Origin of the sequence: Rhizobium sp. WSM4643 (genome assembly GCF_025152745.1) — a bacterium.
In the GTDB taxonomy this organism is placed as follows: Bacteria; Pseudomonadota; Alphaproteobacteria; order Rhizobiales; family Rhizobiaceae; genus Rhizobium; species Rhizobium leguminosarum_I.
In genome coordinates, this window is the sequence record NZ_CP104040.1 from 536,706 (window position 1) to 559,839 (window position 23,134).

A 23,134-nucleotide genomic window follows, 5' to 3' on the forward strand; every position below is an offset into this window, starting at 1 on the left:
GGGGCGGGCGTGCAGCAGGCAGAGATCATCAGCCCGAAATTGCCTGCGATCAGCGATGTGCCGACGGTCGCAGTCGCTTTTGGCGGCGGCGGTGCGCGTGGGCTTTCCCATATCCATGTCATCGAGACGCTCGATGAACTCGGCATCCGACCGGTGGCGGTATCAGGCTCGTCGATCGGCGCGATCATGGCGGCCGGCATGGCCGCTGGCATGTCCGGCGCCGAAATCCGCGAACATGCGCTGACGACCGTCGGCAACAAGACGGCGGTCGTCGCTCGCATCTGGGGCCTGAGGCCGGCGACGGTGCGCGATGCGGTGGCCAAGGGTATCCGCATCGGCCAGTTCAACCTGGAGCGGATCCTGAAAGCCTTCCTGCCGTCCGAGCTGCCGGCCCGCTTCGAGGATCTGCTGGTCCCGATGAAGGTCATCACCACGGATTATTACGGGCAGTGCGAAGTCATCATCGAACAGGGCGAGCTGTTTCCCGCACTCGCGGCCTCTTCCGCCATCCCCGCCGTCTTCATGCCGGTGCGCCTGCGCGACCGCGTGATGATCGATGGCGGCATCAGCAATCCGGTGCCCTATGAGTGCCTGATGGATCTTGCCGACATCGTCGTCGGCATCGATGTCGTCGGCGCGCCGGAAGGTGACGGCACCCATATTCCGAACCGCATGGAGAGCATCTTCGGTTCCGGCCAGCTGATGATGCAGACGGCGATCTCGCTGAAGCTGAAGCTTCGCCCGCCGCATATCTTCCTGCGCCCGACGGTCGGCCGCACCGGCGTCATGGATTTCCTCAAGGCCCGCGAAGTCCTCGCCATGTCCGTCGGCGTCAAGGACGACCTGAAATTCGCCCTTGACCGGGAAATTGAGGCTCGGCTGAAGAAATAATGCTCCATTCCTTCGTCTAAGCGTCCGCCGCTGCATCCACGGTTCCAGCTAGCGGGTCGTCCTCGAAGGGATCGGCAGCGCGCTTCGGCTTGACCAGCGGTTCGGGGCGGACGGGGTGGGAAAACAGCATGTCGCGCCCGGCCTGCAACCCTTCGGACACCTGCAGCACCAGGCGCGCCTCGTCGCGCTTGCGGATATCCTCGCCGATTTCGTAGGCGTCGACCTCGGAAACGCCGAGCGCCTCCAGTGTTCGCCGTCCGAAGAGCAGGCCCGATTCCAGCGTTTCACGCAGTTCGTAGTCGACGCCCTTGTTGCGCAGTTCGATTGAGTGGATGCGGTCGTAGGAGCGCACGTAGAGCCGCGTGTGCGGATAGTCGGCCTGCACCAGCTCTACTATCTTGTCGGTGAGTTCCTTCTTCTGCGTGCAGACAAGCACGATCTTTGCCCGGTCGATGCCGGCCGAGCGCAGGACGTCCTTGCGGGCGCCGTCACCGAAATAGATGCGGAAGCCGAAAGAGGAGGCCTGGCGGATGCGGTCGGCCGAAAAATCGATGACGGTGACGCTGCGTCCGCCGGCAAGCAGGATCTGCGCGGCGATCTGGCCGAAACGCGAGAAGCCGACCATCAGCACGTCGGCGCCTGCACCCTCGAAATCCTCGTCCAGTTCCTCCTGTTCGTCGCCGTTGAGCAGCCGCTTCGAAAGCGCCGCCCCGATCGGCGTCAGCGCCATGGAGAGCGTGACGATTGCGATCAGCAGCGAGGCCGTGCTCGTCGACATCAGCCCGGTCGTACCTGCTGCGGTGAACAGCACGAAGCCGAATTCGCCGCCCTGCGGCAGCAGGAAGGCGATGCGGATCGCATCGTTGTGCGGGGAGCCCGAGATCCGGCAGAGCCCATAGATGACGATCGCCTTGATGGCCATGATGATCGGCACGGCGACGATGACGAAGAGCGCGTTGTCAGCGAGGACGTCGAGTTCCAGCGACAGGCCGACGGCGATGAAGAAGATGGCGAGCAACACGCCGCGGAACGGCTCGATATCTGCCTCCAACTCGTGCCGGTAGGAGGATTCGGCAAGCATCACGCCGGATAGGAAGGCGCCCATCGCCATCGAAAGCCCGGCAAGCTGCATCAGGCTCGCCGATCCCATGACGACGAAGAGGGCCGCGGCGATCATCGCCTCGCGCGCGCCGGTCCGGGCGATGATCTGGAAAAGCGGCGTCAGCAGGTAGCGCCCCATGACGATCATCGCCGCAACCGCGCCGACGGCGACGGCGAAATCGAAGAGCGGCGCGTTGTTGCCCTTGTCGCCGCCGTCGAGGATGGTGATCAGCGCCAGCAGCGGCACGATCGCCAGGTCCTGGAACAGCAGCATCGAAAAGGAGCGCTGCCCGTATCTCGTATTGACGTCGCCGTCGCCCTCGAGGATCTGCATGGCAAAGGCCGTCGAAGACAGCGCCAGGCCGAAGCCGGCAATGATGCTGCCGCGCCAGTCGAGAACCTGGGAAAACCAGGCAAGTGCGGTCAGCGCCAGCCCCGTCACCACCACCTGCGCCGTGCCGAGACCGAAGATGTCGCGCCGCATCTGCCAGAGGCGGGTGGGTTTCAACTCCAGCCCGATGATGAAGAGCAGGAAGACGACGCCAAGTTCGGCGACGGCGAGGATCTGTTCGCCATCGGTAATGCCGTGGAAGACCGGGCCGATGACGATGCCGGCGGCGAGGTAGCCGAGCACCGTGCCGAGCCCGAGCTTCTTGAAGATCGGCGCGGCGACCACCGCGCCGCCGAGCAGCAGGATCGTTTCGGAAAAAAGGGCATTGGGCGCTGACATGCTGGCAATTTCTTTCAACGGCGGGGAGCAAGCAAGCAGCCCCGACAAAGAATCGGCGACGGCGGCCTTGATGCTTTGGAGAGTGCACAATAAATGGAAGCCGAAGGAAAGGCCAAATCATGTCCTCTGAAATTGATTCCTCGACACTTCTTTCCCGCGCAAGTCAATTGATCGATCTGGCAAGGAAGGCAGGGGCCGATGCCGCCGACGCTGTCGTCGTCCGGTCGCGCTCACAGTCGGTCAGCGTCCGCCTCGGCAAGGTCGAGGGCACGGAATCCTCCGAAAGCGACGATTTTTCCCTGCGCGTCTTCATCGGCAAGCGTGTCGCCAGTGTTTCGGCCAATCCGGGCTTCGATCTCCAGGCGCTGGCCGAACGCGCCGTCGCCATGGCCAAAGTCTCCCCGGAAGACCCCTTCGCCTGCCTGGCGGATGAGGCGAGCCTTGCGAAATCCTATCCCGACCTGCAATTGCTCGACACCACCGAGGTCTCCTCCGAGATGTTGCGCGAGGCGAGCCTTGCCGCAGAAGCAGCCGCCCTTGCGGTCAAGGGCGTCACCAATTCCTCCGGCGCCGGTGCGTCGGCCGGCATGGGTGGCCTCGTTCTTGTCACCTCGCACGGTTTCGAGGGCAGTTACATGGCCTCGCGTTTCGGCCATTCCGTCAGCGTCATCGCTGGCGAAGGCACCGGCATGGAACGCGACTATGATTTCGACAGCCGCCTCTATTATGCCGAGCTCGACGACCCCGCTGAAATCGGCCGTCGCGCCGGCGAACGGGTGATCAAGCGCATCAATCCGCGCCAGGTGCCGACCGGCAAGGACGTCACTGTGATCTTCGACCCACGTGTCGCCCGCGGCTTCATCGGCCATATCGCCGGAGCGATCAATGGTGCTGCCGTCGCCCGCAAGTCCAGCTTCCTGCGCGACAAGATGGGTCAACAGGTGCTGAAATCCGGCCTGTCGATCACCGACGATCCGCTGATCGTGCGGGGACCCTCCTCGCGGCCCTTCGATGGCGAGGGCGTGTCCGGCGAGCGGCTGGTGATGATCGAGGACGGCGTCTTGAAGCACTGGTTCCTCTCGACCTCGACCGCGCGCGAGTTGGGTCTGGAGACCAACGGCCGCGGCGTGCGCGGCGGCACTGCCGTCTCGCCCTCATCCACCAACCTTGCCCTGGAGCCGGGCGACATCTCGCCGGAGGAACTGATCCGCAGCATCGGTGACGGTTTCTACGTCACCGAATTGATCGGCCACGGCGTCAACATGATCACCGGCGAATACAGCCGCGGTGCCACCGGCTTCTGGATCGAGAACGGCGAACTCACCTTCCCGGTCTCCGAGGTGACGATCGCCTCGAACCTCAAGGAGATGTTCATGCGCCTGACGCCGGCAAACGACATCGACCGCAAATTCGGCGTCGCGGCCCCCACCTTCGCCATCGAAGGCATGACGCTCGCAGGGCGCTAGAGCATGATGCCGAAAAGTGTGAGCGGTTTTCGGGCGACATCATGCTCTCACTATTGAATTGAGAAATGGATTGATCTGATGAGCGACGTGGAAAAGGCCCGCTGGCAAAGCGATCTCGCGCTGATCGCCGATGCTGCGAAAGAGGCGGGCGCCGTCGCTTTCAGCTTCTTCAACCAGTCGCCTGAAGTCTGGTGGAAGAATAAGGATCGCTCTCCCGTCAGCGCCGCCGATTTCGCCGCAAACAAGACTCTCGAGACCATCCTGCGCAAAGCCCGGCCGGATTATGGCTGGCTGTCGGAAGAAACCGAGGACGATGCCGACCGTCTCTCACGCGAGACGCTGTTCATCATCGATCCGATCGACGGCACGCGCGCCTTCCTTGGCGGCCAGAAGGTCTGGTGCGTCAGCGTCGCGGTGGTTCATCGCGGCCGGCCGGTCGCCGGTGTGCTCTATGCCCCGGCGCTCGAGGAGTTTTATGAGGCGGTCGAGGGCGGCGTGGCGCTGAAGAACGGCGTCCCCTTCACCGTCTCGGCCGCCGGACCGGAAGAGATGAGCCGCCTTGCGATCGGCGAAGACCTGCTGAAGGCCTTCCCGTCGGAGTTTCGCGACCGGGTCACGCGCGAGAAATACATTCCTTCGCTCGCCTATCGCATCGCCATGGTGGCGGACGGTCGTCTGGAAGGCACCTTCGTCAAGGGCAATTCACATGATTGGGACCTTGCTGCCGCCGATCTGATCCTCGTTTGCGCTGGCGGCGGTCTCGTCGACCTCGACGGCAGGCCGATCGTCTACAACCGCGCCGATGTCACCCATAAAGTCCTCTGCGCAGCCCCAACGCCCCGCCTTGGCGAATTCCTCGCGGCCTTTGCGGGACGACGAGACAGTTGACGTTTTCGTCAAAATCCCGCAGATGGGGTGGCGGAGGAGAATAGGCAGAAAGAGAAGAAAAAATGACTGAATCCGGTGACAAGAAGCAGCTTTTGCATCTCGTTTTTGGCGGCGAACTGGAAAGCCTCGATGACGTCCAGTTCCGTGATCTGCAGGGTCTCGATATCGTCGGCATTTTCCCGGATTATGCCACGGCGCTGACAGCCTGGAAGGCGAAGGCGCAGCAGACGGTCGACAATGCGCATATGCGCTACTTCATCGTCCACATGCATCGTCTCCTTGATCCGCAGGAAAAGGCCAAGGGCAACTGACCTCGACAAATGCTGGCGGCCGACCGCTCGGCGAGCGGGGTTTTCGTGCATCGACGCCCGTCGATCCGGATTGTCTGACGCATTCTGAACAAATTGATCGGTCATTGCGGCCGCAACGATAATGAGGGAATGGGTTTGATGTCGATCGGTTTGGATCGGAGGCTGGCGCAATGAGTTCTCGGATGGCGCGCTTCGGTTTGAGCGCATACCGTCTGGCGGGAACCGTGGCCTCTCCTGTCGTCGGTCTCTATATCACCTACCGCACGGCCAAGGGCAAGGAAGACCGGGCGCGCCGCCTGGAGCGCTTCGGCTATCCGAGCGCCAACCGGCCACAGGGCCCGCTCATCTGGTTTCACGCGGCAAGCGTCGGTGAAACCAATGCCGTCATCCCGCTGATCCGCGAAATCCGTCGCCGCGAAATCCATGTCGTCCTGACAACCGGCACCATCACATCCGCCAAGCTCGCCGCCGAGCGCCTCGGCCAGGAAGCGATCCATCAATATGTGCCGCTCGACCTGAAGCCCTCCGTCAGCCGATTCCTCGACTATTGGCAGCCCGATTGCGCCATCATCGCCGAATCCGAGATCTGGCCGGCAACGGTGCTGGAGCTTGGCCGCCGCCGCATTCCGCAGATACTGATCAATGCCCGCATGTCGGACCGCTCCTTCGCCCGCTGGCGCCGCCGCCCGGCGATCGCCGAAGCCTTGTTCGAGAATCTTGCCCTCGTCATCGCCCAGTCGGATGTCGATGCCGAACGTTTCCGCGATCTCGGCGCCGTCCCCGTCATCACCTCGGGCAATCTGAAGGTCGATACCGACGCGCCGCCTTATGACAGCGCTGTCTTCGCCCGCTATAAGAAGCAGATCGGCGACCGCAAGACCTGGGCGGCGATCTCGACCTTCGACGGCGAGGAGAACGCTGCCGCCATCGTTCACCGGGCGTTGAGGGAGCGCGACCGTCAGTTGACGATCATCGTGCCGCGCCATCCCGAGCGTAGCGACGAGATCGAGGCGGCCCTGGTCAAGCAGGGGCTGAAGGTCGCCCGCCGCACCCGCGACGATGTCTTGTCCGCCGATGTCGATATCTTTCTCGGCGATACGATCGGCGAAATGGGCCTCTATTTGAGACTGACGGAAATCGCCTTCGTCGGCCGCTCGCTCTTTGCCGAAGGTGGCCAGAACCCGCTGGAGCCCGCCATGCTCGGCTGCGCCATTCTCTCCGGCGGCCATGTGCAGAATTTCCGCGATGCCTATCAGAAGCTTGCCCGCAGCGGCAGCGCCCGCATGGTGCGCGATACCGAAATGCTGGCCAAGGGCGTGCATTACCTGCTGACCAATGACGAAGCCCGCCGCAATATGATCGAAGCCGGCATCACCGCCGTGCACGAGATGCGCGGCGCGCTGACTGCGACAGTCAAGGGGCTGGAACCCTATATCAATCCGCTGACGGTGAAGGCGCGGCTGCTGCCCAAGGCCGTGGCCCAGGTCTGAGGAGATATGATGTCGGCAGCGTCCCCTATCAAAGGCATTCTCTTCGACAAGGACGGTACGCTGCTCGACTATGACGAGAGCTGGTTGCCGGTCAACCGCGAGCTTGCTCGCATGGCAGCTCAGGGGGATGAGCTTCTCGCCAACCGGCTGCTTTCCGCCTGCGGCATGGATCCGGTGACCGGCCATATCATTCCCGACAGCCTGCTTGCCGCCGGCAATACCCGCCAGATCGCTTCGGGCCTCGTTGCGGCGGGCTCGATGGTCGATGTCGACGAGTTGACGGTCCGCCTCGACGAGCTCTTTTCCAGCGCCGCCGAATTTTCTGTGCCGGTGACCGACCTCGCCGGTTTTTTCGCCCGGCTGCATCGGCGCGGCTTCAAGCTCGGTGTCGCCTCCAGCGACAATGAACGGTCGATCCGCCAGACGGCCGAACGCTTCGGTTTCGCCCGTTATGTCGATTATATCGCCGGCTACGACAGCGGCTTCGGCGTCAAGCCGGAGCCGGGCATGGTGCTCGGCTTCTGCGCTGCGACCGGTCTTTCGCCTGAAGAGGTCGCCATTGTCGGCGACAACAATCACGATCTGCACATGGGTCTGAATGCCGGCACCGGCCTGAGGATCGCGGTGCTGACCGGCACCGGTTCGCGGGAGACGCTGGCCGCCGCGGCCGATCATGTACTCGACGATATCACCGCCATCGAGACCCTGCTGCCGGACCTGCAGCCGGCCTGACGGGTAAGGGCTTGCATTTTTTCAGGTTTTGGCTTCTCAATCCCGCCGTCGAGAAGCAGGGGACTGGCCGTAACAGAGGCGGACAGGGAGCGGGACGGCAAGATGATATCCGAAGCGCCGCCGTTCTGGTGGAGGAAAGCCGATTGGCGGGCCTGGCTGCTGCTGCCGCTTTCTTTTCTCTATGGCCGTATCGCCGGCCACCGCATGGCCCATGCGCGCCGCGCCTCCGTGCCCGTTCCGGTCATCTGCATCGGCAATTTCACCGTCGGCGGCGCCGGCAAGACGCCGACGGCGCTGACGATCGCCCGCGCAGCCAAGGCGAAGGGCCTGAAGCCCGGCTTTCTCAGCAGGGGTTACGGCGGCTCGCTCGATGTGACGACCGTGGTCGATCCCGGTCATCACCGCGCGGTCGCCGTCGGCGATGAGCCGTTGCTGCTTGCCCAGGAGGCGCTGACGGTGATTTCGCGCCGGCGCGTCGAAGGGGCTCAGCGCCTGGTGGCGGAGGGCGCCGATCTCATCATCATGGATGACGGGTTCCAGAGCGCCCGGCTGGCGATCGACTATGCCCTGCTGGTCATCGACGCGACCCGCGGCCTCGGCAACGGCCATATCGTGCCGGGCGGTCCGGTCCGCGCGCCGATCCGCCAGCAGCTGCGGTCTGCGACGGCGCTGCTGAAGGTCGGCGGCGGCAATGCCGCCGACAGGATTGTCCGCATAGCGGCGCGCGCGGCAAAGCCCTATTTCACCGCATCGCTGAAAGTGCGCGGCGACAATACGCTGGCCGGCACGAAGGTGCTTGCCTTCGCCGGCATCGCCGATCCCGCCAAATTCTTCCGCACGGTCGAATCCCGCGGCGCCGAGATCGTCGTCGCCAAGTCCTTCGGAGATCACGAGCACCTGACCGAGGAGGAGATCGACGACATCCTGACGACCGCCGAACGGCAAGGCCTTCTGATCGTCACCACCTCCAAGGATTTCGTCCGCCTCTCCGGCCATCACGGCAAGGCGGCGCAGCTCGCCGACAGGAGCCTGGTGATCGAGGTCGATATGGTTTTCGAGGATCACCTCGCCCCCAGCCTCATCATCGACCGGGCGATCGCCGCCTGCCGCGAGCGACGGCTGCGAGAGATGAAGGCCGGGATTAAATCGATTCCGGGAAAGACTGAGCCGCTCTAACGAGCTGCTGCAAAACGTCTCGTCCTGCGCACATCCATATATGCAATGCGATCACGCGATCGAGTGAAGCAAAGTTTCGCGGGCGGAAGTCAGATGCAACCGGCATGCGCGATCGATCAACGGGATATTGCGGCTTTCGAGGGCTTCGATCAGCGCGAGATGTTCGCCAATGGCCACCTCATTCCGCGCTCGTTCATCACGCTTGTTCCACTGATAGTGATAGTGAAACACCATGGCTATCACGTCTTGGAAACTTTCGATAAAGCGGTTTGGCACGACTGCCGTAATCAGCCGGTGGAAGCGGCTGTCCAGCTCCGAGAAATCCTGAAACCGTGCGTCGATATCCGCGAGTAGTTCTAAATGTGCCGCCCGCATGGATTGGATCTGTTTCCAGAGGGGCGACCCGTCGGGCAGGGCAGCGAAAAGCCGTGCGGAGCGCATTTCGAACATCTCTCTGATCTCGAACAATTCGAGTGCGAAACTGGCTGTGAACCCTTTAAAAACCCAGCCCGCATTCTGACGCTTCTCGATCAGCCCATATTTCTGAAATCGATTGAGAAACTCACGGACAATCGTTGTCGCGACGCCGAATTTCCGAGCCAATTCCGTCTCATTGATTTCTGTACCCGGACAGGCATCGCCGCGCAGCATCCATTCCATGAAGCTCGTCTCGACCTGTTCGGAAATGGCTAAGGTCTCTTCCTTCGGATAGCGCGCTATCTGCTGCGGTTGTTCACCTATAATCCGCCTGTGCGCTTCAGATATGATGATCCCACGTGCGGACATCCCGGCCAGCACCTTCCGCACCGTTGTTCTGCTCACGCCAAGCTGGGCGCGCAGTGCATTTTCGGACGGCAATTCCTCCCCAAGATCGAGCGTCCGAATGATATCGATCATATCATTGAATGCCCGCTTGAAGGTCGTATCCGTTCGCATGGCACAACTCCTGGCATGGTTACTTATCCATAAAAAACAAGTTGACGCACGTGTATCATATGTTTCTTATGTATAAAAAACGGGGGAGGCTAGGGGAATTTGGAAGACTCCGGGATTCTGCCTCAGAATTCGTCGCGGCCTGGTGGTTCGCAGGATGCAGCCTTCCATCCGAGACAATCCGGCATCACTTTGGGGCTGAGGCTATTGAGCCTGGGCCCTCTATTGATCCTGATTATGCTCATCGCCGTCGTCAGTTTGATCACGCCGGCGTTTCTAAAGCCCGTTAATCTCGGGAACATCCTGGCCCAGACAGCAGTGATTGCTGTTGTGGCAATGGGGCAGCAGCTCGTTATCCTGACGCGCGGCATCGACCTGTCCGTAGGCTCGAATCTTGCGCTCGCGACGGTCATCGGCGGATTGGTGTACCAGCAGGTCGATTCCTCGATCGTCGTCATTTTGGCCATGCTGATTGCCGGTGCTGCTATCGGTGCGGTCAACGGCCTGGTCTTTGTCTATGGCCGGCTGCCACACCCCTTTATCATTACACTTGCGACTTTGAGTATCTGCCGCGGCCTCGCACTTGCATTGGCGCCCGGCCACACCACCATGCGCGGGATGCCCGATGCGGTGACAGCAATCGGCGGCGGCACGACGTTTGGTGTGCCCAATTCCTTCTTTGCCGTTGCGATGTTCGGGCTTCTTTTTCTGATCCTGACGAAGTCGATGGTCTTTGGCCGATGGGTCTATGCGGTCGGCGGCGCGCCGAATGCCGCCAGAAGCATGGGTATACCGGCAAAGGGTGTTCTGCTCGCAACCTACGTTATTTGCGGCTTTTGTGCAGGTGTCGGCGCGGTGCTGCTCGCAGGACGGACCGCCGCCGCCTCGCCAATTTACGGCAACCTTTTGGAACTCGACACGATTGCTGCAGTGATTATCGGCGGCGCCAGCTTCCTTGGCGGACGAGGCCATCTCGGCCACGCCCTGATCGGCGCCGTGCTGATCGGCGTTATCCGCAACGCCCTTAACCTTCTCGGGGTCGACGTGTTCTTTCAAATGATCGCGATTGGGCTCGTCATCGTCATCGCCGTAGAGGCCGACGTGCTTCGTAACCATCTCGAGGCGCGCGCGCGTGTGCTTCAATCGGCGAGAGTGCAATGAACCCTGCATCGACCACACCGGCACTTTCGGTTCGAAACGCCCAGAAGCGCTTCGGCGCCATCCATGCCCTGAAAAATGTAAGCTTTGATGCCTATGCAGGTGAGGTAACCGCTCTCTTGGGTGACAATGGCGCAGGCAAGTCAACGCTCGTCAAGTGCATCAGTGGGCTTCATAGTCTCGACGAGGGAGAGATTCTCGTGGATGGTGCGCCCGTATCGCTCCATTCAACGGCGGCCGCCCGCCGCGCCGGTATTGAAACCGTCTATCAGGATCTGGCGCTTTTCGACAACCTGACCCCGGTGCAGAATTTCTATTGCGGACGAGAAATCTCTTTCCCCTCCTGGCTGCCGCGTCCGCTCCGCTTCCTCAACACCGGCGCGATGAAGCGGGAGGCAGCAAGTGTCATCGATCGCCTGAAGGTTAAACTGCCGAGATTCGACGCGCCGGTTGCGCTGATGTCTGGGGGGCAGCGGCAGGCGATCGCGGTCGCGCGCGCCATTGTTTTTGCGCGCAAGCTGGTGGTCCTTGACGAACCAACGGCCGCCCTCGGGCTTCGCGAGTCTCGCCAGGTTCTTGACCTTATCCATCAGCTCAAGGCCGACGGCAATGCCGTGATCATCATCACGCACAATATGGAGCATGTCGTCGAAATCGCCGATCGGGCGGTTGTGCTGCGGCAGGGTCGCAAGGTGGGTGAACTGAAGCCGACCGAAGCGAACAAGCAGGACCTTGTCGCGATGATTGTCGGCGCCGAGGCTTAAGGGAGATCGCTGCTTCATTGGGGCAGTGGGCAACGAGATCGCTCTAGAGGAGGGCGGTCGAAACATGGGAGGTCTATCATGAAACCGCAATCCCTGCTGGGAGCTCTTGCGCTTCTGGCCGTCGCTGCAGTGCCGGCCTTGGCGCAGGAGCCGGTCAAGCTCGGCTTTATAACCAAATTCCCTGTACCATTCTTCGCAACAATGGAGAACGCCGCCAAAGATTATGCGAAGAGAAATCCCGGCGTCGAGATCATCTACGGGCAGGGCACATCAGCAACCGACATCGAGGGCCAGATTGCACAGATCGAATCCATGGTGACACGAGGCGTGCAGGGCATTGCCCTCACGCCAGTCGATCCTACCGTGTCGACTGCGCTGGACAAGGCGGTGGCGGCCGGCGTCAAGGTCGTGCTGATGGATAACAACATTCCGGATTGGAAAGGCAGGACGGCGCTTGCCACGACCAATAATTTCGCTGCGGGCAAAATCGCCGGCGAATATCTCAAGACTGTTCTTAAAGCCGGCGATACGCTCGGGATTCTCGAGGGCGTGCCCGGTGTGCCGGCGCTTGATGACCGCGTAAACGGTATGCTTGAAGGGCTGAACGGCCTTGATGTCAAGATCGTCGGGAAAGGCGCAACAAACTGCACCGAGGAGCTTGGGATCAGTGTCGCCGAGGATCTGCTGACGAAAAACCCGGATCTCAAGGCCATTTATGCCGCTTGCGGCCCGCCCGCTGCTGGCGCGGCGCGCGCAATCAAGAACGCTGGCACTGCCAATGACAAGATTGTGCTGGTCGGTTTCGATTTCTGCTGCGGCGAAGAGGAAGCGCTGAAGAGTGGAGTCGAGGATGCGTCGGTGGCGCAGTTCCCCACCAAGATGGCCGAACTCGGTGTGGATGCGCTGGTAAAATCGATTCGCGGAGAGAAGGTTGAGTCTTTGATCGATTCCGGCGCTGCGCTCGTGACGCCTGAGAATATGGCGAAGTTCAAGTGAACCGTTGCCCCATGTCGATCGCGTAGGCGGGGAGTCAAAGCTCCCCGCTGTCGGGAATGATATCGTCGAGCCCTGCGGCCCGGAGCCACGTTGGCCAGCCGATACGGGCGTTGTCGTGGATGAGCCTATGATATTTCAAGTCGCCGGGTAACCGGAGCGGATATTCTCCCTGGAGCAACTCCGGGCTGCAGACCGGAGAACCATCACAGCCAGAACCTCCGACGCAGATGGCAGCAGCTAGAGCCTTTCCGGGCTAGATTGCAGTATTCTGTTGGCTCAAACGGAGTCGGATGGTCGACCGGCCGGCGCGCGTCGTAGCCAAGCTCTACGGCCAAGCCGGCCGGTCGATCAGCCGGCCCGTTTCAGCCAACCTTCCCGCAGATTTGCCTGGCAAATCTGCAAGACTCAGAATCGCCGGGCGCACGTATCGCTTCGCCATGGCGAAGCGGTGCGGCCGGTGGGCCGGGCATCTTTCCGCCAGGATCAAAGGCGATCGGCTCGGACGTACCAAGGGGTATGCCCTTCGCCAATCGCCTCTGCCCTGACGAAAACCTGCTCCGGCAGAATGCTTCAATCTAACCCGGAAAGGCTCTAGCGCCGCTGGTTCGGCAGCACACCGGCGCGTTTGTCGGCATCGATTGCCGAGATCACGTCGGCATAGGGCTCCTGCCGGGCGACGCTCCAATAGCGTAATTCGTCGAGCGGGATCTGTTTTCCCGTCATCGCGCAGACGACATAGGAGCCGGGCGAGAGAATCTGGAAATCGCCATCGAGATACCGGATCTTCGCCTCGCGGTTTCCGTGTCCTTCGAACAAATTCATGCGCTCCGTTCCCTGCAGTCTGTCATCCGTCTGCCATACTCCCGCAAGGGCTGCTTTTCCAGCTTTTTTAGCTTCTGCCGAAAAGTCGTTCGATATCGCTGAGCTTCAATTCGATATAGGTCGGCCGGCCGTGATTGCACTGGCCGGAGCCGGGCGTCACTTCCATCTCCCGCAGCAGCGCGTTCATTTCCTCCGGCCGCAATCGCCGTCCGGAGCGCACCGACCCGTGGCAGGCCATGGTCGCTGCCACATATTCGAGCTTGGCCGATAGGCCGGACGCCGTGTCCCATTCGGCAATCTCGTCGGCGAGCTGGCGAATCAGGCCATGCGCATCGACCTCGCCGAGCATGGCAGGCGTCTCGCGCACGGCGATCGCGCCGGGGCCGAAACGCTCGATCGCCAGGCCGAGTTCGGAAAGCTCGGCCGCATGCAGCATCAGCCGGTCGCAATCCTCTTCCGGAATGTCGATGATCTCGGGGATGAGCAGCACCTGCGAGGCCAGCCGCTTCGAATGCAGCGCCTTGCGCATCGCTTCGAAGACCAGCCGCTCATGCGCGGCATGTTGATCGACGATGACGAGCCCGTCCTCGGTCTGGGCGACAATGTAGTTTGCGTGGATCTGCGCCCGTGCCGCGCCGAGCGGATACCGTGCATTTGGTTCGGGCACTGCCGGCTGCGGCGAAAACTGCGGCTCGGCTCGCGCCGTCGGCATCGAAAGTCCGTCGAAGGACGCCTGGGGCCGCTCGCCGAAACCCGTTGTCGGCTGATAGGGCCGGGAGGGCGACGTTTCGGCCGACCATGGCGTTTGCGGCCGGTGGCTATTCGGCTGGAAGCCGGGGCGGAAGGAACGCAGCAGGTCGCTCGCCCCGGTCGTCGCTGCCCGGCTGCCGTCGCGCGCCAACGCCTCGCGGATGGCGCCGACGATCAGGCCGCGCACCAGGCCAGGGTCGCGAAACCGCACGTCGGATTTTGCCGGATGCACGTTGACGTCGACCAGAGCGGGATCAAGCGTGATCGATAGCACCGCCACCGGATGGCGTCCGGATGGGATCGTCTCGGCATAGGCGCCGCGGATCGCCGAGAGGATCAGCTTGTCCTGCACCGGCCGGCCGTTGACGAAGGCGTATTGATGGGCGGAGTTGCCGCGATTGAAGGTCGGCACGCCGGCAAACCCGGTGAGCGAGATCTCTTCGCGCACGGCGTCGAGCGCAATGGCGTTGTCGCGGAATTCCTTGCCGAGTACCTGCGCCATGCGCGCCAGATGATCATCGCCGGTCGCCGGGAATTCCAGCGTCGTGCGGTCCGAGCCCGACAGCACGAAGCGCACGGCCGGAAAGGCGATCGCCATACGCTTGACGATCTCGGTGATGGCGCCAGCCTCGGCTTTCTCCGTCTTCAGGAATTTGAGGCGGGCGGGTGTGGCAAAAAACAGGTCGCGCACTTCGACGATCGTCCCGGGATTGGCGGCAGCCGGCCTGATATGCGCGATCTTGCCGCCGGCAACGGCGATCTCGTGGCCGCCAGCGCTGTCGCGCCTGCGGCTTGCGATGCTGAGCCTTGCAACCGAGCCGATCGAGGGCAGCGCCTCGCCGCGGAAGCCGAGCGTGCGGATATCCTCTAGCGTCTCGGAGATCTTCGAAGTGCAGTGGCGCCTGACCGCCAGTTCCAGATCGGCCGCGTCCATGCCCGAGCCATTGTCGCTGACGCGCAGCAGCGCCTTGCCGCCGCCTGATGTGGCGATCTCGATGCGTGTCGCCCCCGCGTCGAGCGCGTTTTCGATCAGTTCCTTGGCAGCGCTCGCCGGCCGTTCGATGACTTCGCCGGCGGCGATCTGGTTGATGAGCGTTTCGGAGAGCTGTCTGATGGCCATGGGCTATTTTCGGAGATTCGCGGGCCGGAGGGAAGGGCTTTGCAAGCGCTTTCCCGAACCGTGACCCGGGGGCTTCCCCAAATGTGGGGGTAGGTAATGTTAAGCCGGTTTTAACATAAAAATGGCATTTCTATTCATATGCCTCCGGAAGCTGCGAAATCGAACAGATGTGGGACGGAATAGAATGAGTGCCGGCTTCGAAAAGGCGGACACATCATCAGGAATCGATGGGGCTCCCGCCGAGGCCGATCTGCAGACGGCGCTTTTCGATGTCGTGTGCGACAGCCTTTCCGCAGCTTTCATCATCTACGACAAGAACGATCATCTCATCTTCGCAAGCCGCCAGACCCTCGAATTCTTTCCGCTGCCCGCCGAAATGCTGAAGCCGGGCACGCGGCTTCGCGATTTCCTCGGCGCAATGTACGACACCGGCATTCGCCAGCAGTATGATGTCAGGCGAGGTGGCTCGCTCAGCCGCGAAGACTGGCTGTCGGAGAAAATCGCCTCGCATTGGCGCGAGCGTTTCGACGCCGTCGAGCGCCATGGCACCGACAGCTGGGTCCGCTTCGTCAAGCGCAGGCTGCCGGGCGGCTACGGCGTCACCATCATCTCCGACATTTCCGAGAACAAGAAGCGCGAAGAGCAATGGCGCTCCGATCTGGAGCGCGTGCAGCTCACCGAGGACATTCTCGACAATCTGCCGTTTCCGCTTTTCGTCAAGGATCGCAACCTCACCTATGTCGCGGTAAATCTCGCCTTCTGCGAGAAATATCAGACGAGCGCCGACGAGGTGCTCGGCCGTAAGAGCGGTGATCTGTTTTCAGAGGAGATCGCCAAGCGCTTCGAGGAGAGCGATCGCCACGTGCTGGAGACCGGCGAGATGTCCGTCTCCCGCCAGCGTCAGATCTCCCGCGACGGTATCGAGCGCGACATCGTCAGCCGCAAACACCGCATCGGCAAACCCGGCCGCTATTTCCTGGTGTCGACCACGCAGGACCTGCCGCGCGACGGCGCCGATCTCGACGAGTTCGGCCAAGCGTCCGCGATCACCGCCTCCAGCAATCAAAGCTATCGCCGGGCCTATGTGCCGGTACCAACGAGCGTCGAGCGGCGCGAACCAGCGGCGATGGAAGCGATTGTTCCGGAGAATTTCTCCGGCCGCAAGGTCCTCGTCGTCACTGCCGACCTCGCAGCCGAAACCGCCGCGCTGCGGACACTGACGAAATACGGCTTCGAATCCTGCTCGGTCCGCGGCGAGGACGAAGAGGAGCGGTTCCTGGAAATCGCCACCTCCTCCGGCATCTCGCTCGATCTTTTGATCATCGACAACCAGATGGGCATGCGCTGCCTCGAGCTTGCCGAGCAATACGGCATCCCGGCGCTCGTCATGGACGGCTTCCAGATCGCCAACGAGCTCACATTCCAGATCGCCCGCCATTTCAACCGCAACAGCCGCAGCGCCGCCGGTTCGGATGCGGATTGGGAAATCAGCACGTCCGACGATGTGGTCGGCCTGCAGATTCTTGTCGCCGAAGACAACGATATCAACCAGATCGTCTTCTCGCAGATCCTTGAAGGCCTCGGCTACCGCCATATGCTTGCGGCGACCGGCGACGAGGCCGTGCGCCTCTGGGCCGAGCACCGGCCGCAGATCGTACTGATGGATATTTCCCTGCCGGGTTTCAACGGTTTCGAGGCCGCCCGCCTCATCCGGCAGATGGAGGAAACCGGCGGCGGAACCCGCACCCCGATCATCGGCGTGCTCACCCAGGCCTTCGAGCGCGACCGCGCCGAATGCGTCAAATCAGGCATGGACGACGTCATCATGAAACCCGTCAGCCCGGACATGCTCGAAATGGTATTTCAGAAGTACCTGATGGGCGAGGCTTTGCGGGCGCGAAACTAAAGCATGTCGCGCAAAAGTGTGCAGCGGTTTTGCGCTAACGACATGCGTAAAAACAAAGACCTAAAGCGCGAGGAGCGAATCTGAAAGATCGCGACGCGCTTTAGAGCAATTTCAGGAAAAGTGTGAAGCGGTTTTCCGTCCGGAATTGCGTAAAACAAATGTTAGAGCGGTTCGGCGCTTCCATGAGAAGCTGAACCGCTCTAACAGAAATACCCGTCAACTCCCTAGATTTTGGGCGTTCCAGGCGGCACAGGTCGCTGATTTCCTATCGAATTGTTAAGACATGCCGGTCATTCTTTTGCATAGCTGCGGGGGAAAGCTCGGGTTTGCATGATAAAATCGGCGGAAATAGCTTTCTTGACCGTGGGTCAGAATGAGCTCCAGGCGATGGCCTACACCGATCCGCTGACCGGATTGGGAAACCGCAATCGCATGCGGGACAAGGTCTTGCAGATCTCTTCCGAGCGCGCCAGCGATCCGGCCCCCTTCACCATCGGCATCGTCAACCTCGACAGCTTCAAGCCGATCAACGACCTGTTCGGCTCGACAGCCGGCGACGAAATCCTCTGCCAGGTCGCTCATCGTCTCAGGGCCTGTATTCCGGATGGCGCGCTGGTCACCCGCCACGATGGTGACGAATTCGCCTTCGTGCTGCCATTGATCTTCGAGCGGGCGAGTGCCGAGAAGTTCGGCCAGATGATCCGCGAGGTGCTATCGGCCCCCTATGACCTCGGTGACCGCAACGTCCGTCTCTCCGCTTCCCTCGGCTTCTCTATCTATCCGTTCGCCGGAGAGGATTGCGAGGAACTGCTGAAGAGCGCCGAAACCGCCCTCTACCGCTCCAAGCGCCGCGGTCGCGGCCAGATCACCGTTTATTCGCGCGAGATCGCGCAGGAAATGAAACGCGCGACGCAACTGGAGCAGGCGCTCAGAAACGCCATCATTTCGGATGCGATCGACGTGCATTTCCAGCCGATCGTCTCGTTGTCCAACAATCAGGTCGTCGGCTTCGAGGCGCTCGCCCGCTGGAACGACCCCGATCTCGGCTTCGTGTCGCCCGGCGTCTTCGTGCCGCTCGCCGAAGAGCGCGGCTTCATCGATGCGCTGTCGGAGGCGTTGCTGCGTAAAGCCGCCGAAGCAGCACTGTCCTGGCCGCGCGAACTCTTTCTGTCGTTCAATCTATCCTCGGCCCAGCTGATGGATCCGGGAACGAGCAGCAGCGTCCTGTCGATCCTCGGGCGCGTCGGCTTCGATCCGCATCGGCTGGAACTGGAGATCACTGAGACCGCCGTGATGAGTTCGGCCGATACCGCTCATCGGATCATCGCCGATCTGCGCGCCGCGGGTGTGCGCATCTCGCTCGACGATTTCGGCACCGGCCAGTCGAGCCTCGGGCGCCTGCGCGACTTCATCTTCGACAAGATCAAGATCGACCGTGCCTTCGTCTCGCGCATCAATTCCGATCGCGCCTCCGAACACATCATCAAGGCGATCCTCACTATGTGCGAGGGCCTGGAACTGGAAGTCGTAGCGGAAGGCATCGAGGATTATGCGGAGGCAGTGAAGTTGCGTATGCTCGGCTGCGGCATGGGCCAGGGCTATCACTTCGGCCGTCCGGCCGATGGTATCGCCACGCTACGCTTCCTGCATGAGAACTACTACGATCCGACCATGATGGAGCGCGTCAGCGCATAAAACGATGGCGCCCCTTAGAGCGCCATCGCCTACATTATAATACCGGGCACGGATTATTTAGGCGTGGTCGAGCCGGTCGCCGTGGTGTCGGTACCGGTCGCAGCCGGAGCCGGAGCCTTTTCGGCCGCCAGCATTGCCAGCGTCTTGAACTCAGGTGCGGCCTTCAGCGATTCGGACGTTTCGCTGGTCGTCAGCTTGACGCTGCCGTCCTGGGTGTTCTGCGCGACGGTGATTTTTTCCATCGGCACCGCGACGTCCTTTTTGCCGATACCGAGGAAGCCGCCGACGCCGACGATCGCAGCAACAATGCCGCCGTCCTTCTTCATGATCAGGTCGTCGATGCTGCCGATGCTTTCATTCTTGGCGTTATAGACCGACTGGCCGATATAGGTATTGGCACTGATCTGATCCGGAGCCTGCTCCGTCAGATAGCCGGCCTGAGCTGTGTCTGCGGTCGGTGCTGCGGCCGGAGCCTGTGCGGCATCGCCTGCGGGCTTGGTGACATCGGGCGTCATCGGCTTAGGTGCTGCCGGGTTGGCCGGAGCTGCCTGGGTCGGAGCGGCGGGATCCGCTGGCTGCGGCGCCGCCTGCGAAAATGCCGCCGGTGCGAAAGCCGTGGCAAACAGTGCGCCAGCGGCAACGGTCGTCAAGAGTTTGCGTGTCATTTCGAACCTACTTTCATTTCCCTGGAGTAATCGCTGACCCGGCAACGCCTGTTTGATTGCCGCGCCGGTTCGAAAGGAAAATGAGTGGTGGGCCGATTGGTTCCGGTTGAAAACACGGAAAATTTCTCGATTCTCACGGAACATTTATCGAGGAGCTGCCACCAAACCCAGAAAAGGCGCCCCGGTCGGGGAGCGCCTCAGATGGCCTCAGCCCCCCGTGTTCAGAGCACATAGACGGGATCGAACACGCCCTTGACCTCGATGCCGAGCTCCAGAAGCGCGCCAGCGCTTGGCTGGGCCGAACGGGCATCCTCGTCGAGCCCTTCCCAGGCGGTCGTTACCGCAAGCCGGTCGGCATTGACGCCGATAAAGGCAGGGCAGGAAGGCTGGACGGCGGGGACCTTGTAGCGCGAGATGCGCAGGCCATCGGGATTGTAGCGGTCGACGACACCCGCACCCCAGCGCGCATTCCAGATATAACCGTCGGCATCCACCACCGAGCCGTCGATGTCGCCGGGCTCGTTCATGCTGTCGACCAGCACGATCGGCTCGCCCGAGGGCAGCCCGGTCAGCGGATCGACCATGACGCGCATCAGCCGGTTGATGCGAGAATCCGTATAATAGCCGATCGTGCCGTCAGGCGAGAAGCAGATCGAATTCGGGATGCTGATGCCGTTGAAAATCTTCGTCACCTTGCCGCTAGCGACATGATAGATGGCGCCGGCCTGGCTTTCCGCCCGCTTGCTCATCGTGCCGATCCAGAGCGCACCGGAAGGATGCGTGCGGCCGTCGTTCGAACGGTTTTCCGGCTTGTCGTTTTCGAGCGCGGCGTAGAAGGTGAGGTTGCCGCTTGCCACGTCGCGCACGAAAAGCCCTTCTTCCGTCGCGATCAGCTGCCGCCCGTCGTCTATGCGGGCAAGCACGCTCGCCATGACAGGCAGCGGATGCACCTTTTTCGCGCCCGTCGAAAGATTGAGCTCGTGCAGTTCCTTGCCGAGGATGTTGAACCACCAGACTGTATTGCTGTCCGGATCATAGGTCGGGCCTTCACCGAGAACGGAATTGGTATTGCAAAGTGTTTTGCCCTCGAACTCATAAATATCGGTCATACGTTCACGCTCCCAATGGCTGCATCATAGGCGTAAATGGTCGCCTTGGCGCGCTCGGCAACCTCTGATGCGGTCATTCCTGGCTTGTAGATGCTGGTGCCGAGGCCGAAGGAGAAGATGCCGGCCTTGGTATAATCGCCGAAATTCTTGTCCGACACACCACCGACGGCGGCAATCATCAGCTCAGGCGGCAGGATTGCCCGGATCGCCGTGATACCGGAAGGGCCGAGCACGCTGGCCGGAAAGAATTTGAGACCAGTGGCCCCAGCGCGCGCTGCCGCCAGCGCCTCGGTCGGCGTAAAGACACCCGGCATCGTCACCATGCCGTATTCGCGCGCCCGGATGATCACCTCAGGCTCGACATTCGGGGTGACGAGCAGCTTGCCGCCGGCCGCATGCAGGCTGTCGACCGCCTCGACGGTCAACACTGTGCCGGCGCCGATCAACACCTCGGCCGGCGCTATCTTTGCGGCGATCTCGATGGACTTGAACGGTTCCGGCGAGTTGAGCGGAATCTCGATCGCCGTCAGGCCATTTTCGATCAGAGCACCGACGACGCTTTCGGTCTCGTCAGGCCGGATGCCGCGAAGGATGGCAATTAGCGGGCGCTTCATGTCGGGGAAGGGGATGCGGTTCATCGTGTCAGCTTTCTCAATTCGGCCAGATGGCTTCGGCGGCAGCCGAAAGCCCGCGGCGCACGGCGGCGTCGGCGTCGATGGCGGTGAAGGCAAGGGAGAGGGTTCTGAAGGCCTGTTCGTAAAGTGCCTGCAGCCGCCCGGAGGCGACGAGGGTGATGTCGGTGCCGTTTGCCGCATCCTGCAGCGCCCCGGCGATCTCGAGGCCGATCAGCGTGCCGGAAAGCCGCGCTTGCGCGGCAGCCGCTGATATGCCGTGAAGGAGCTGGCCCGAGCGGGCGGTGAACAGCAGGTTGGAGGCAAGGGCCGGGCGCGTAAAAGCGGCCGAGACCGCCGCCTCGAAGGCTGCCGCATCCGCCGGCTGCTCTCCCGCGCCGGCAACGGCGTGCGAAAGGATCGTGTGTTTGCTGACGACGTCGAAAAGCTCGCCGGTCATGAAGGTCGAGAAGCCGGTGACCTTGGCGTCCGTCAAATGCACCCATTTCGAATGCGTGCCGGGCATGCAGACCGCCTGCGCCCCCAAGCTTGCGCGGCCGAGCGCGCCGAGAAGCTGGGTTTCCTCACCGCGCATGACGTCGGGCCTCGCCTTGTCGCGCTGGGCAAGGCCCGGCAGGATGCGGATGTCGCGGCTTTCGCCTGGCACGGAGACCGCCCCGGTCAGGATCGAGACGAGCGGCGCCGGCACGTCGATATAACCGGCCTCAACCCAGCCCTGCCTGGCGCCGGCCATGCCGCAGACGATCACCGGCAGGTTTTCCGGTGCCTCGATGGCGGTGAGATGGCCGGCAAGCACCGCGGAAAAGCCGGTCTTTGCCGCGCTCGTCATGCCTTCGCCGCTGCGACGTTCGGCAAGGACGGTGCCGTCTCTGTCGATCAGCCAGAGCCGAAAGCTGCTGGTGCCCCAGTCCACCGCGACATAAGCGGGATTTGCCATTACAGAACGCCTCCATCGACAATCAGGGACTGGGCGGTCATCGCCGCCGCACAGTCGGATGCAAGAAACAGGCAGGGACCGACGATCGCATCGGGTTTGAGCGCGACTTTCAGGCACTGGTCCTCGACTGAACGCGCAATGCTCTCTTCGGTGAGCCAGTGCTGCATCTGCCGCTCGGTGACGACCATGCCGGGCAGGATGCAGTTGACCCGGATATTCTCCGGCCCAAGCCTGCCCGCCAGGCTCTTCGTCAGTCCGACGACCGCCGCCTTGGCTGCTGCATAGGCGGGAAATCCGCCCATGTTCAGCTTGAAGGCGATTGACGACATATTGATGATCGCCCCGCCGCCTGCCGTCCGCATCGACGGCACGACTGCCTGCGAGGTGAAGAACACATGCTTGAGGTTGACCGCCTGGTTATTGTCCCAATAGGCCTCGGTCACCGCGTCAAATTCATGGCGGTCGTCCCAGGCGGCATTGTTGACCAGCACGCGGATCGGCCCTGAGCTGGCAATAACGGTATCGACCGTGCGCCGGATCGCCTCGATGTCGCGCAGGTCGGCATGGTAAAAGGAGACCGGATGCGTGGTCTCCCGCGACAGCCTTTCGGCGAGCTCGCGGCCGGCGGCCTCGGCAATATCGATGAATGAGACCTTGGCGCCTTGGCGCGCGAAACCTTCGACGATCGCAGCGCCGATGCCCGATCCGCCGCCAGTGACCAGCACGGATCGGTCTTTGAACTCGGGAAATTGTGCTGCTGGCATCATGGTCACCGTCGCCTCCCGACCTTATCGTTTTTCCATTATTTGGAACTTAATTTGACTATATGGAATTATCGAATTATGCTGGCCTTTCTGTCAAG

Annotated in this window: 21 protein-coding genes; 12 read left to right on the forward strand and 9 right to left on the reverse strand. The window is 61.9% G+C overall.

The window, feature by feature from the left end; translation table 11 throughout:
- The first annotated feature begins 9 nt into the window (after positions 1 to 9).
- On the forward strand, positions 10 to 891 hold the full coding sequence (locus N1937_RS02640) for a patatin-like phospholipase family protein (protein WP_017962991.1): 882 nt from the start codon (positions 10 to 12) through the stop codon (positions 889 to 891).
- 16 nt (positions 892 to 907) lie between these two features.
- Here N1937_RS02640 and N1937_RS02645 read toward each other — a convergent pair whose 3' ends face one another.
- Complete coding sequence (locus N1937_RS02645) at positions 908 to 2,722, reverse strand: monovalent cation:proton antiporter-2 (CPA2) family protein (RefSeq protein WP_222294556.1); 1,815 nt, start codon at positions 2,720 to 2,722, stop codon at positions 908 to 910.
- Positions 2,723 to 2,841: 119 nt separating this feature from the next.
- Between N1937_RS02645 and N1937_RS02650 the strand changes: the two genes are divergently transcribed.
- The 6 genes from N1937_RS02650 (at position 2,842) to lpxK (ending at position 8,785) form a co-directional block, all read left to right on the forward strand.
- Positions 2,842 to 4,188, forward strand: coding sequence for a TldD/PmbA family protein (locus tag N1937_RS02650; protein WP_170262441.1), 1,347 nt, complete (start codon positions 2,842 to 2,844; stop codon positions 4,186 to 4,188).
- 78 nt (positions 4,189 to 4,266) lie between these two features.
- The gene (locus tag N1937_RS02655) at positions 4,267 to 5,076 is read left to right on the forward strand and encodes a 3'(2'),5'-bisphosphate nucleotidase CysQ (RefSeq protein WP_170262440.1); all 810 of its coding nucleotides are present in this window, start codon (positions 4,267 to 4,269) and stop codon (positions 5,074 to 5,076) included.
- A gap of 62 nt (positions 5,077 to 5,138) precedes the next feature.
- Entirely contained in the window at positions 5,139 to 5,387 is a 249-nt protein-coding gene (locus tag N1937_RS02660) for a DUF4170 domain-containing protein (RefSeq protein WP_017962996.1), read from the forward strand.
- Positions 5,388 to 5,557: 170 nt separating this feature from the next.
- Entirely contained in the window at positions 5,558 to 6,877 is a 1,320-nt protein-coding gene (waaA, locus tag N1937_RS02665) for a lipid IV(A) 3-deoxy-D-manno-octulosonic acid transferase (protein ID WP_260057390.1), read from the forward strand.
- 9 nt (positions 6,878 to 6,886) lie between these two features.
- Positions 6,887 to 7,609, forward strand: coding sequence for an HAD family hydrolase (locus N1937_RS02670; protein ID WP_170256197.1), 723 nt, complete (start codon positions 6,887 to 6,889; stop codon positions 7,607 to 7,609).
- 102 nt (positions 7,610 to 7,711) lie between these two features.
- Complete coding sequence (gene lpxK, locus N1937_RS02675) at positions 7,712 to 8,785, forward strand: tetraacyldisaccharide 4'-kinase (protein WP_260057391.1); 1,074 nt, start codon at positions 7,712 to 7,714, stop codon at positions 8,783 to 8,785.
- A 51-nt stretch (positions 8,786 to 8,836) separates the two neighbouring features.
- Here lpxK and N1937_RS02680 read toward each other — a convergent pair whose 3' ends face one another.
- On the reverse strand, positions 8,837 to 9,721 hold the full coding sequence (locus N1937_RS02680; protein WP_260057392.1) for a GntR family transcriptional regulator: 885 nt from the start codon (positions 9,719 to 9,721) through the stop codon (positions 8,837 to 8,839).
- A gap of 99 nt (positions 9,722 to 9,820) precedes the next feature.
- Here N1937_RS02680 and N1937_RS02685 point away from each other — a divergent pair, with 99 nt between their 5' ends.
- The 3 genes from N1937_RS02685 (at position 9,821) to N1937_RS02695 (ending at position 12,636) form a co-directional block, all read left to right on the forward strand.
- Complete coding sequence (locus N1937_RS02685; protein ID WP_260057393.1) at positions 9,821 to 10,879, forward strand: ABC transporter permease; 1,059 nt, start codon at positions 9,821 to 9,823, stop codon at positions 10,877 to 10,879.
- Positions 10,876 to 11,640: an ATP-binding cassette domain-containing protein gene (locus tag N1937_RS02690; RefSeq protein ID WP_162118892.1), complete on the forward strand. Its 765-nt coding sequence runs from the start codon at positions 10,876 to 10,878 to the stop codon at positions 11,638 to 11,640. The genes N1937_RS02685 and N1937_RS02690 overlap by 4 nt, the downstream gene beginning before the upstream one ends.
- Positions 11,641 to 11,718: 78 nt before the next feature.
- Positions 11,719 to 12,636 carry a sugar ABC transporter substrate-binding protein gene (locus N1937_RS02695; protein ID WP_017963003.1) on the forward strand — a complete coding sequence of 306 codons (918 nt, stop codon included), beginning with the start codon at positions 11,719 to 11,721 and terminating at the stop codon, positions 12,634 to 12,636.
- Between the two features lie 591 nt (positions 12,637 to 13,227).
- Here the strand turns inward: N1937_RS02695 and N1937_RS02700 are convergent.
- A complete protein-coding gene (locus tag N1937_RS02700) occupies positions 13,228 to 13,458 on the reverse strand; it encodes a DUF2093 domain-containing protein (RefSeq protein ID WP_003545832.1) in 231 nt (76 codons plus the stop codon).
- 67 nt (positions 13,459 to 13,525) lie between these two features.
- The gene (gene mutL / locus N1937_RS02705; RefSeq protein WP_260057394.1) at positions 13,526 to 15,328 is read right to left on the reverse strand and encodes a DNA mismatch repair endonuclease MutL; all 1,803 of its coding nucleotides are present in this window, start codon (positions 15,326 to 15,328) and stop codon (positions 13,526 to 13,528) included.
- Positions 15,329 to 15,512: 184 nt separating this feature from the next.
- On the opposite strand from mutL, the gene N1937_RS02710 reads away from it, so the two are divergent.
- Positions 15,513 to 17,234, forward strand: a complete 1,722-nt coding sequence (locus N1937_RS02710) for a response regulator (RefSeq protein ID WP_162118893.1) — start codon at positions 15,513 to 15,515, stop codon at positions 17,232 to 17,234.
- Positions 17,235 to 17,564: 330 nt separating this feature from the next.
- Positions 17,565 to 18,929, forward strand: a complete 1,365-nt coding sequence (locus tag N1937_RS02715) for a putative bifunctional diguanylate cyclase/phosphodiesterase (protein ID WP_170256192.1) — start codon at positions 17,565 to 17,567, stop codon at positions 18,927 to 18,929.
- Between the two features lie 53 nt (positions 18,930 to 18,982).
- On the opposite strand, the gene N1937_RS02720 is transcribed toward N1937_RS02715, so the two are convergent.
- From N1937_RS02720 to N1937_RS02740, 5 genes are all read right to left on the reverse strand, one after another.
- Positions 18,983 to 19,594: a PRC-barrel domain-containing protein gene (locus tag N1937_RS02720; protein WP_170256191.1), complete on the reverse strand. Its 612-nt coding sequence runs from the start codon at positions 19,592 to 19,594 to the stop codon at positions 18,983 to 18,985.
- A 221-nt stretch (positions 19,595 to 19,815) separates the two neighbouring features.
- Positions 19,816 to 20,703: an SMP-30/gluconolactonase/LRE family protein gene (locus N1937_RS02725; protein WP_260057395.1), complete on the reverse strand. Its 888-nt coding sequence runs from the start codon at positions 20,701 to 20,703 to the stop codon at positions 19,816 to 19,818.
- Positions 20,700 to 21,341, reverse strand: coding sequence for a 2-dehydro-3-deoxy-6-phosphogalactonate aldolase (locus N1937_RS02730; protein ID WP_260057396.1), 642 nt, complete (start codon positions 21,339 to 21,341; stop codon positions 20,700 to 20,702). Before N1937_RS02730 ends, N1937_RS02725 begins: the two co-directional genes overlap by 4 nt.
- 13 nt (positions 21,342 to 21,354) lie before the next feature.
- The gene (locus N1937_RS02735) at positions 21,355 to 22,272 is read right to left on the reverse strand and encodes a 2-dehydro-3-deoxygalactonokinase (RefSeq protein ID WP_260057397.1); all 918 of its coding nucleotides are present in this window, start codon (positions 22,270 to 22,272) and stop codon (positions 21,355 to 21,357) included.
- Positions 22,272 to 23,039, reverse strand: a complete 768-nt coding sequence (locus N1937_RS02740) for an SDR family NAD(P)-dependent oxidoreductase (protein WP_222294590.1) — start codon at positions 23,037 to 23,039, stop codon at positions 22,272 to 22,274. The genes N1937_RS02735 and N1937_RS02740 overlap by 1 nt, the downstream gene beginning before the upstream one ends.
- Positions 23,040 to 23,134: the final 95 nt, after the last annotated feature.

Coding starts and splice junctions, on each gene's coding strand:
- N1937_RS02655 (WP_170262440.1), top strand. CDS start 4,267: ATGAGCGACGTGGAAAAGGCCCGCTGGCAAAGCGATCTCGCGCTGATC.
- N1937_RS02695 (WP_017963003.1), top strand. CDS start 11,719: ATGAAACCGCAATCCCTGCTGGGAGCTCTTGCGCTTCTGGCCGTCGCT.
- N1937_RS02670 (WP_170256197.1), top strand. CDS start 6,887: ATGTCGGCAGCGTCCCCTATCAAAGGCATTCTCTTCGACAAGGACGGT.
- N1937_RS02700 (WP_003545832.1), bottom strand. CDS start 13,458: ATGAATTTGTTCGAAGGACACGGAAACCGCGAGGCGAAGATCCGGTAT.
- N1937_RS02710 (WP_162118893.1), top strand. CDS start 15,513: ATGAGTGCCGGCTTCGAAAAGGCGGACACATCATCAGGAATCGATGGG.
- N1937_RS02645 (WP_222294556.1), bottom strand. CDS start 2,722: ATGTCAGCGCCCAATGCCCTTTTTTCCGAAACGATCCTGCTGCTCGGC.
- N1937_RS02735 (WP_260057397.1), bottom strand. CDS start 22,272: ATGGCAAATCCCGCTTATGTCGCGGTGGACTGGGGCACCAGCAGCTTT.
- N1937_RS02720 (WP_170256191.1), bottom strand. CDS start 19,594: ATGACACGCAAACTCTTGACGACCGTTGCCGCTGGCGCACTGTTTGCC.
- lpxK (WP_260057391.1), top strand. CDS start 7,712: ATGATATCCGAAGCGCCGCCGTTCTGGTGGAGGAAAGCCGATTGGCGG.
- N1937_RS02730 (WP_260057396.1), bottom strand. CDS start 21,341: ATGAACCGCATCCCCTTCCCCGACATGAAGCGCCCGCTAATTGCCATC.
- N1937_RS02650 (WP_170262441.1), top strand. CDS start 2,842: ATGTCCTCTGAAATTGATTCCTCGACACTTCTTTCCCGCGCAAGTCAA.
- N1937_RS02690 (WP_162118892.1), top strand. CDS start 10,876: ATGAACCCTGCATCGACCACACCGGCACTTTCGGTTCGAAACGCCCAG.
- waaA (WP_260057390.1), top strand. CDS start 5,558: ATGAGTTCTCGGATGGCGCGCTTCGGTTTGAGCGCATACCGTCTGGCG.
- N1937_RS02740 (WP_222294590.1), bottom strand. CDS start 23,039: ATGATGCCAGCAGCACAATTTCCCGAGTTCAAAGACCGATCCGTGCTG.
- N1937_RS02725 (WP_260057395.1), bottom strand. CDS start 20,703: ATGACCGATATTTATGAGTTCGAGGGCAAAACACTTTGCAATACCAAT.
- mutL (WP_260057394.1), bottom strand. CDS start 15,328: ATGGCCATCAGACAGCTCTCCGAAACGCTCATCAACCAGATCGCCGCC.
- N1937_RS02660 (WP_017962996.1), top strand. CDS start 5,139: ATGACTGAATCCGGTGACAAGAAGCAGCTTTTGCATCTCGTTTTTGGC.
- N1937_RS02715 (WP_170256192.1), top strand. CDS start 17,565: ATGATAAAATCGGCGGAAATAGCTTTCTTGACCGTGGGTCAGAATGAG.
- N1937_RS02680 (WP_260057392.1), bottom strand. CDS start 9,721: ATGCGAACGGATACGACCTTCAAGCGGGCATTCAATGATATGATCGAT.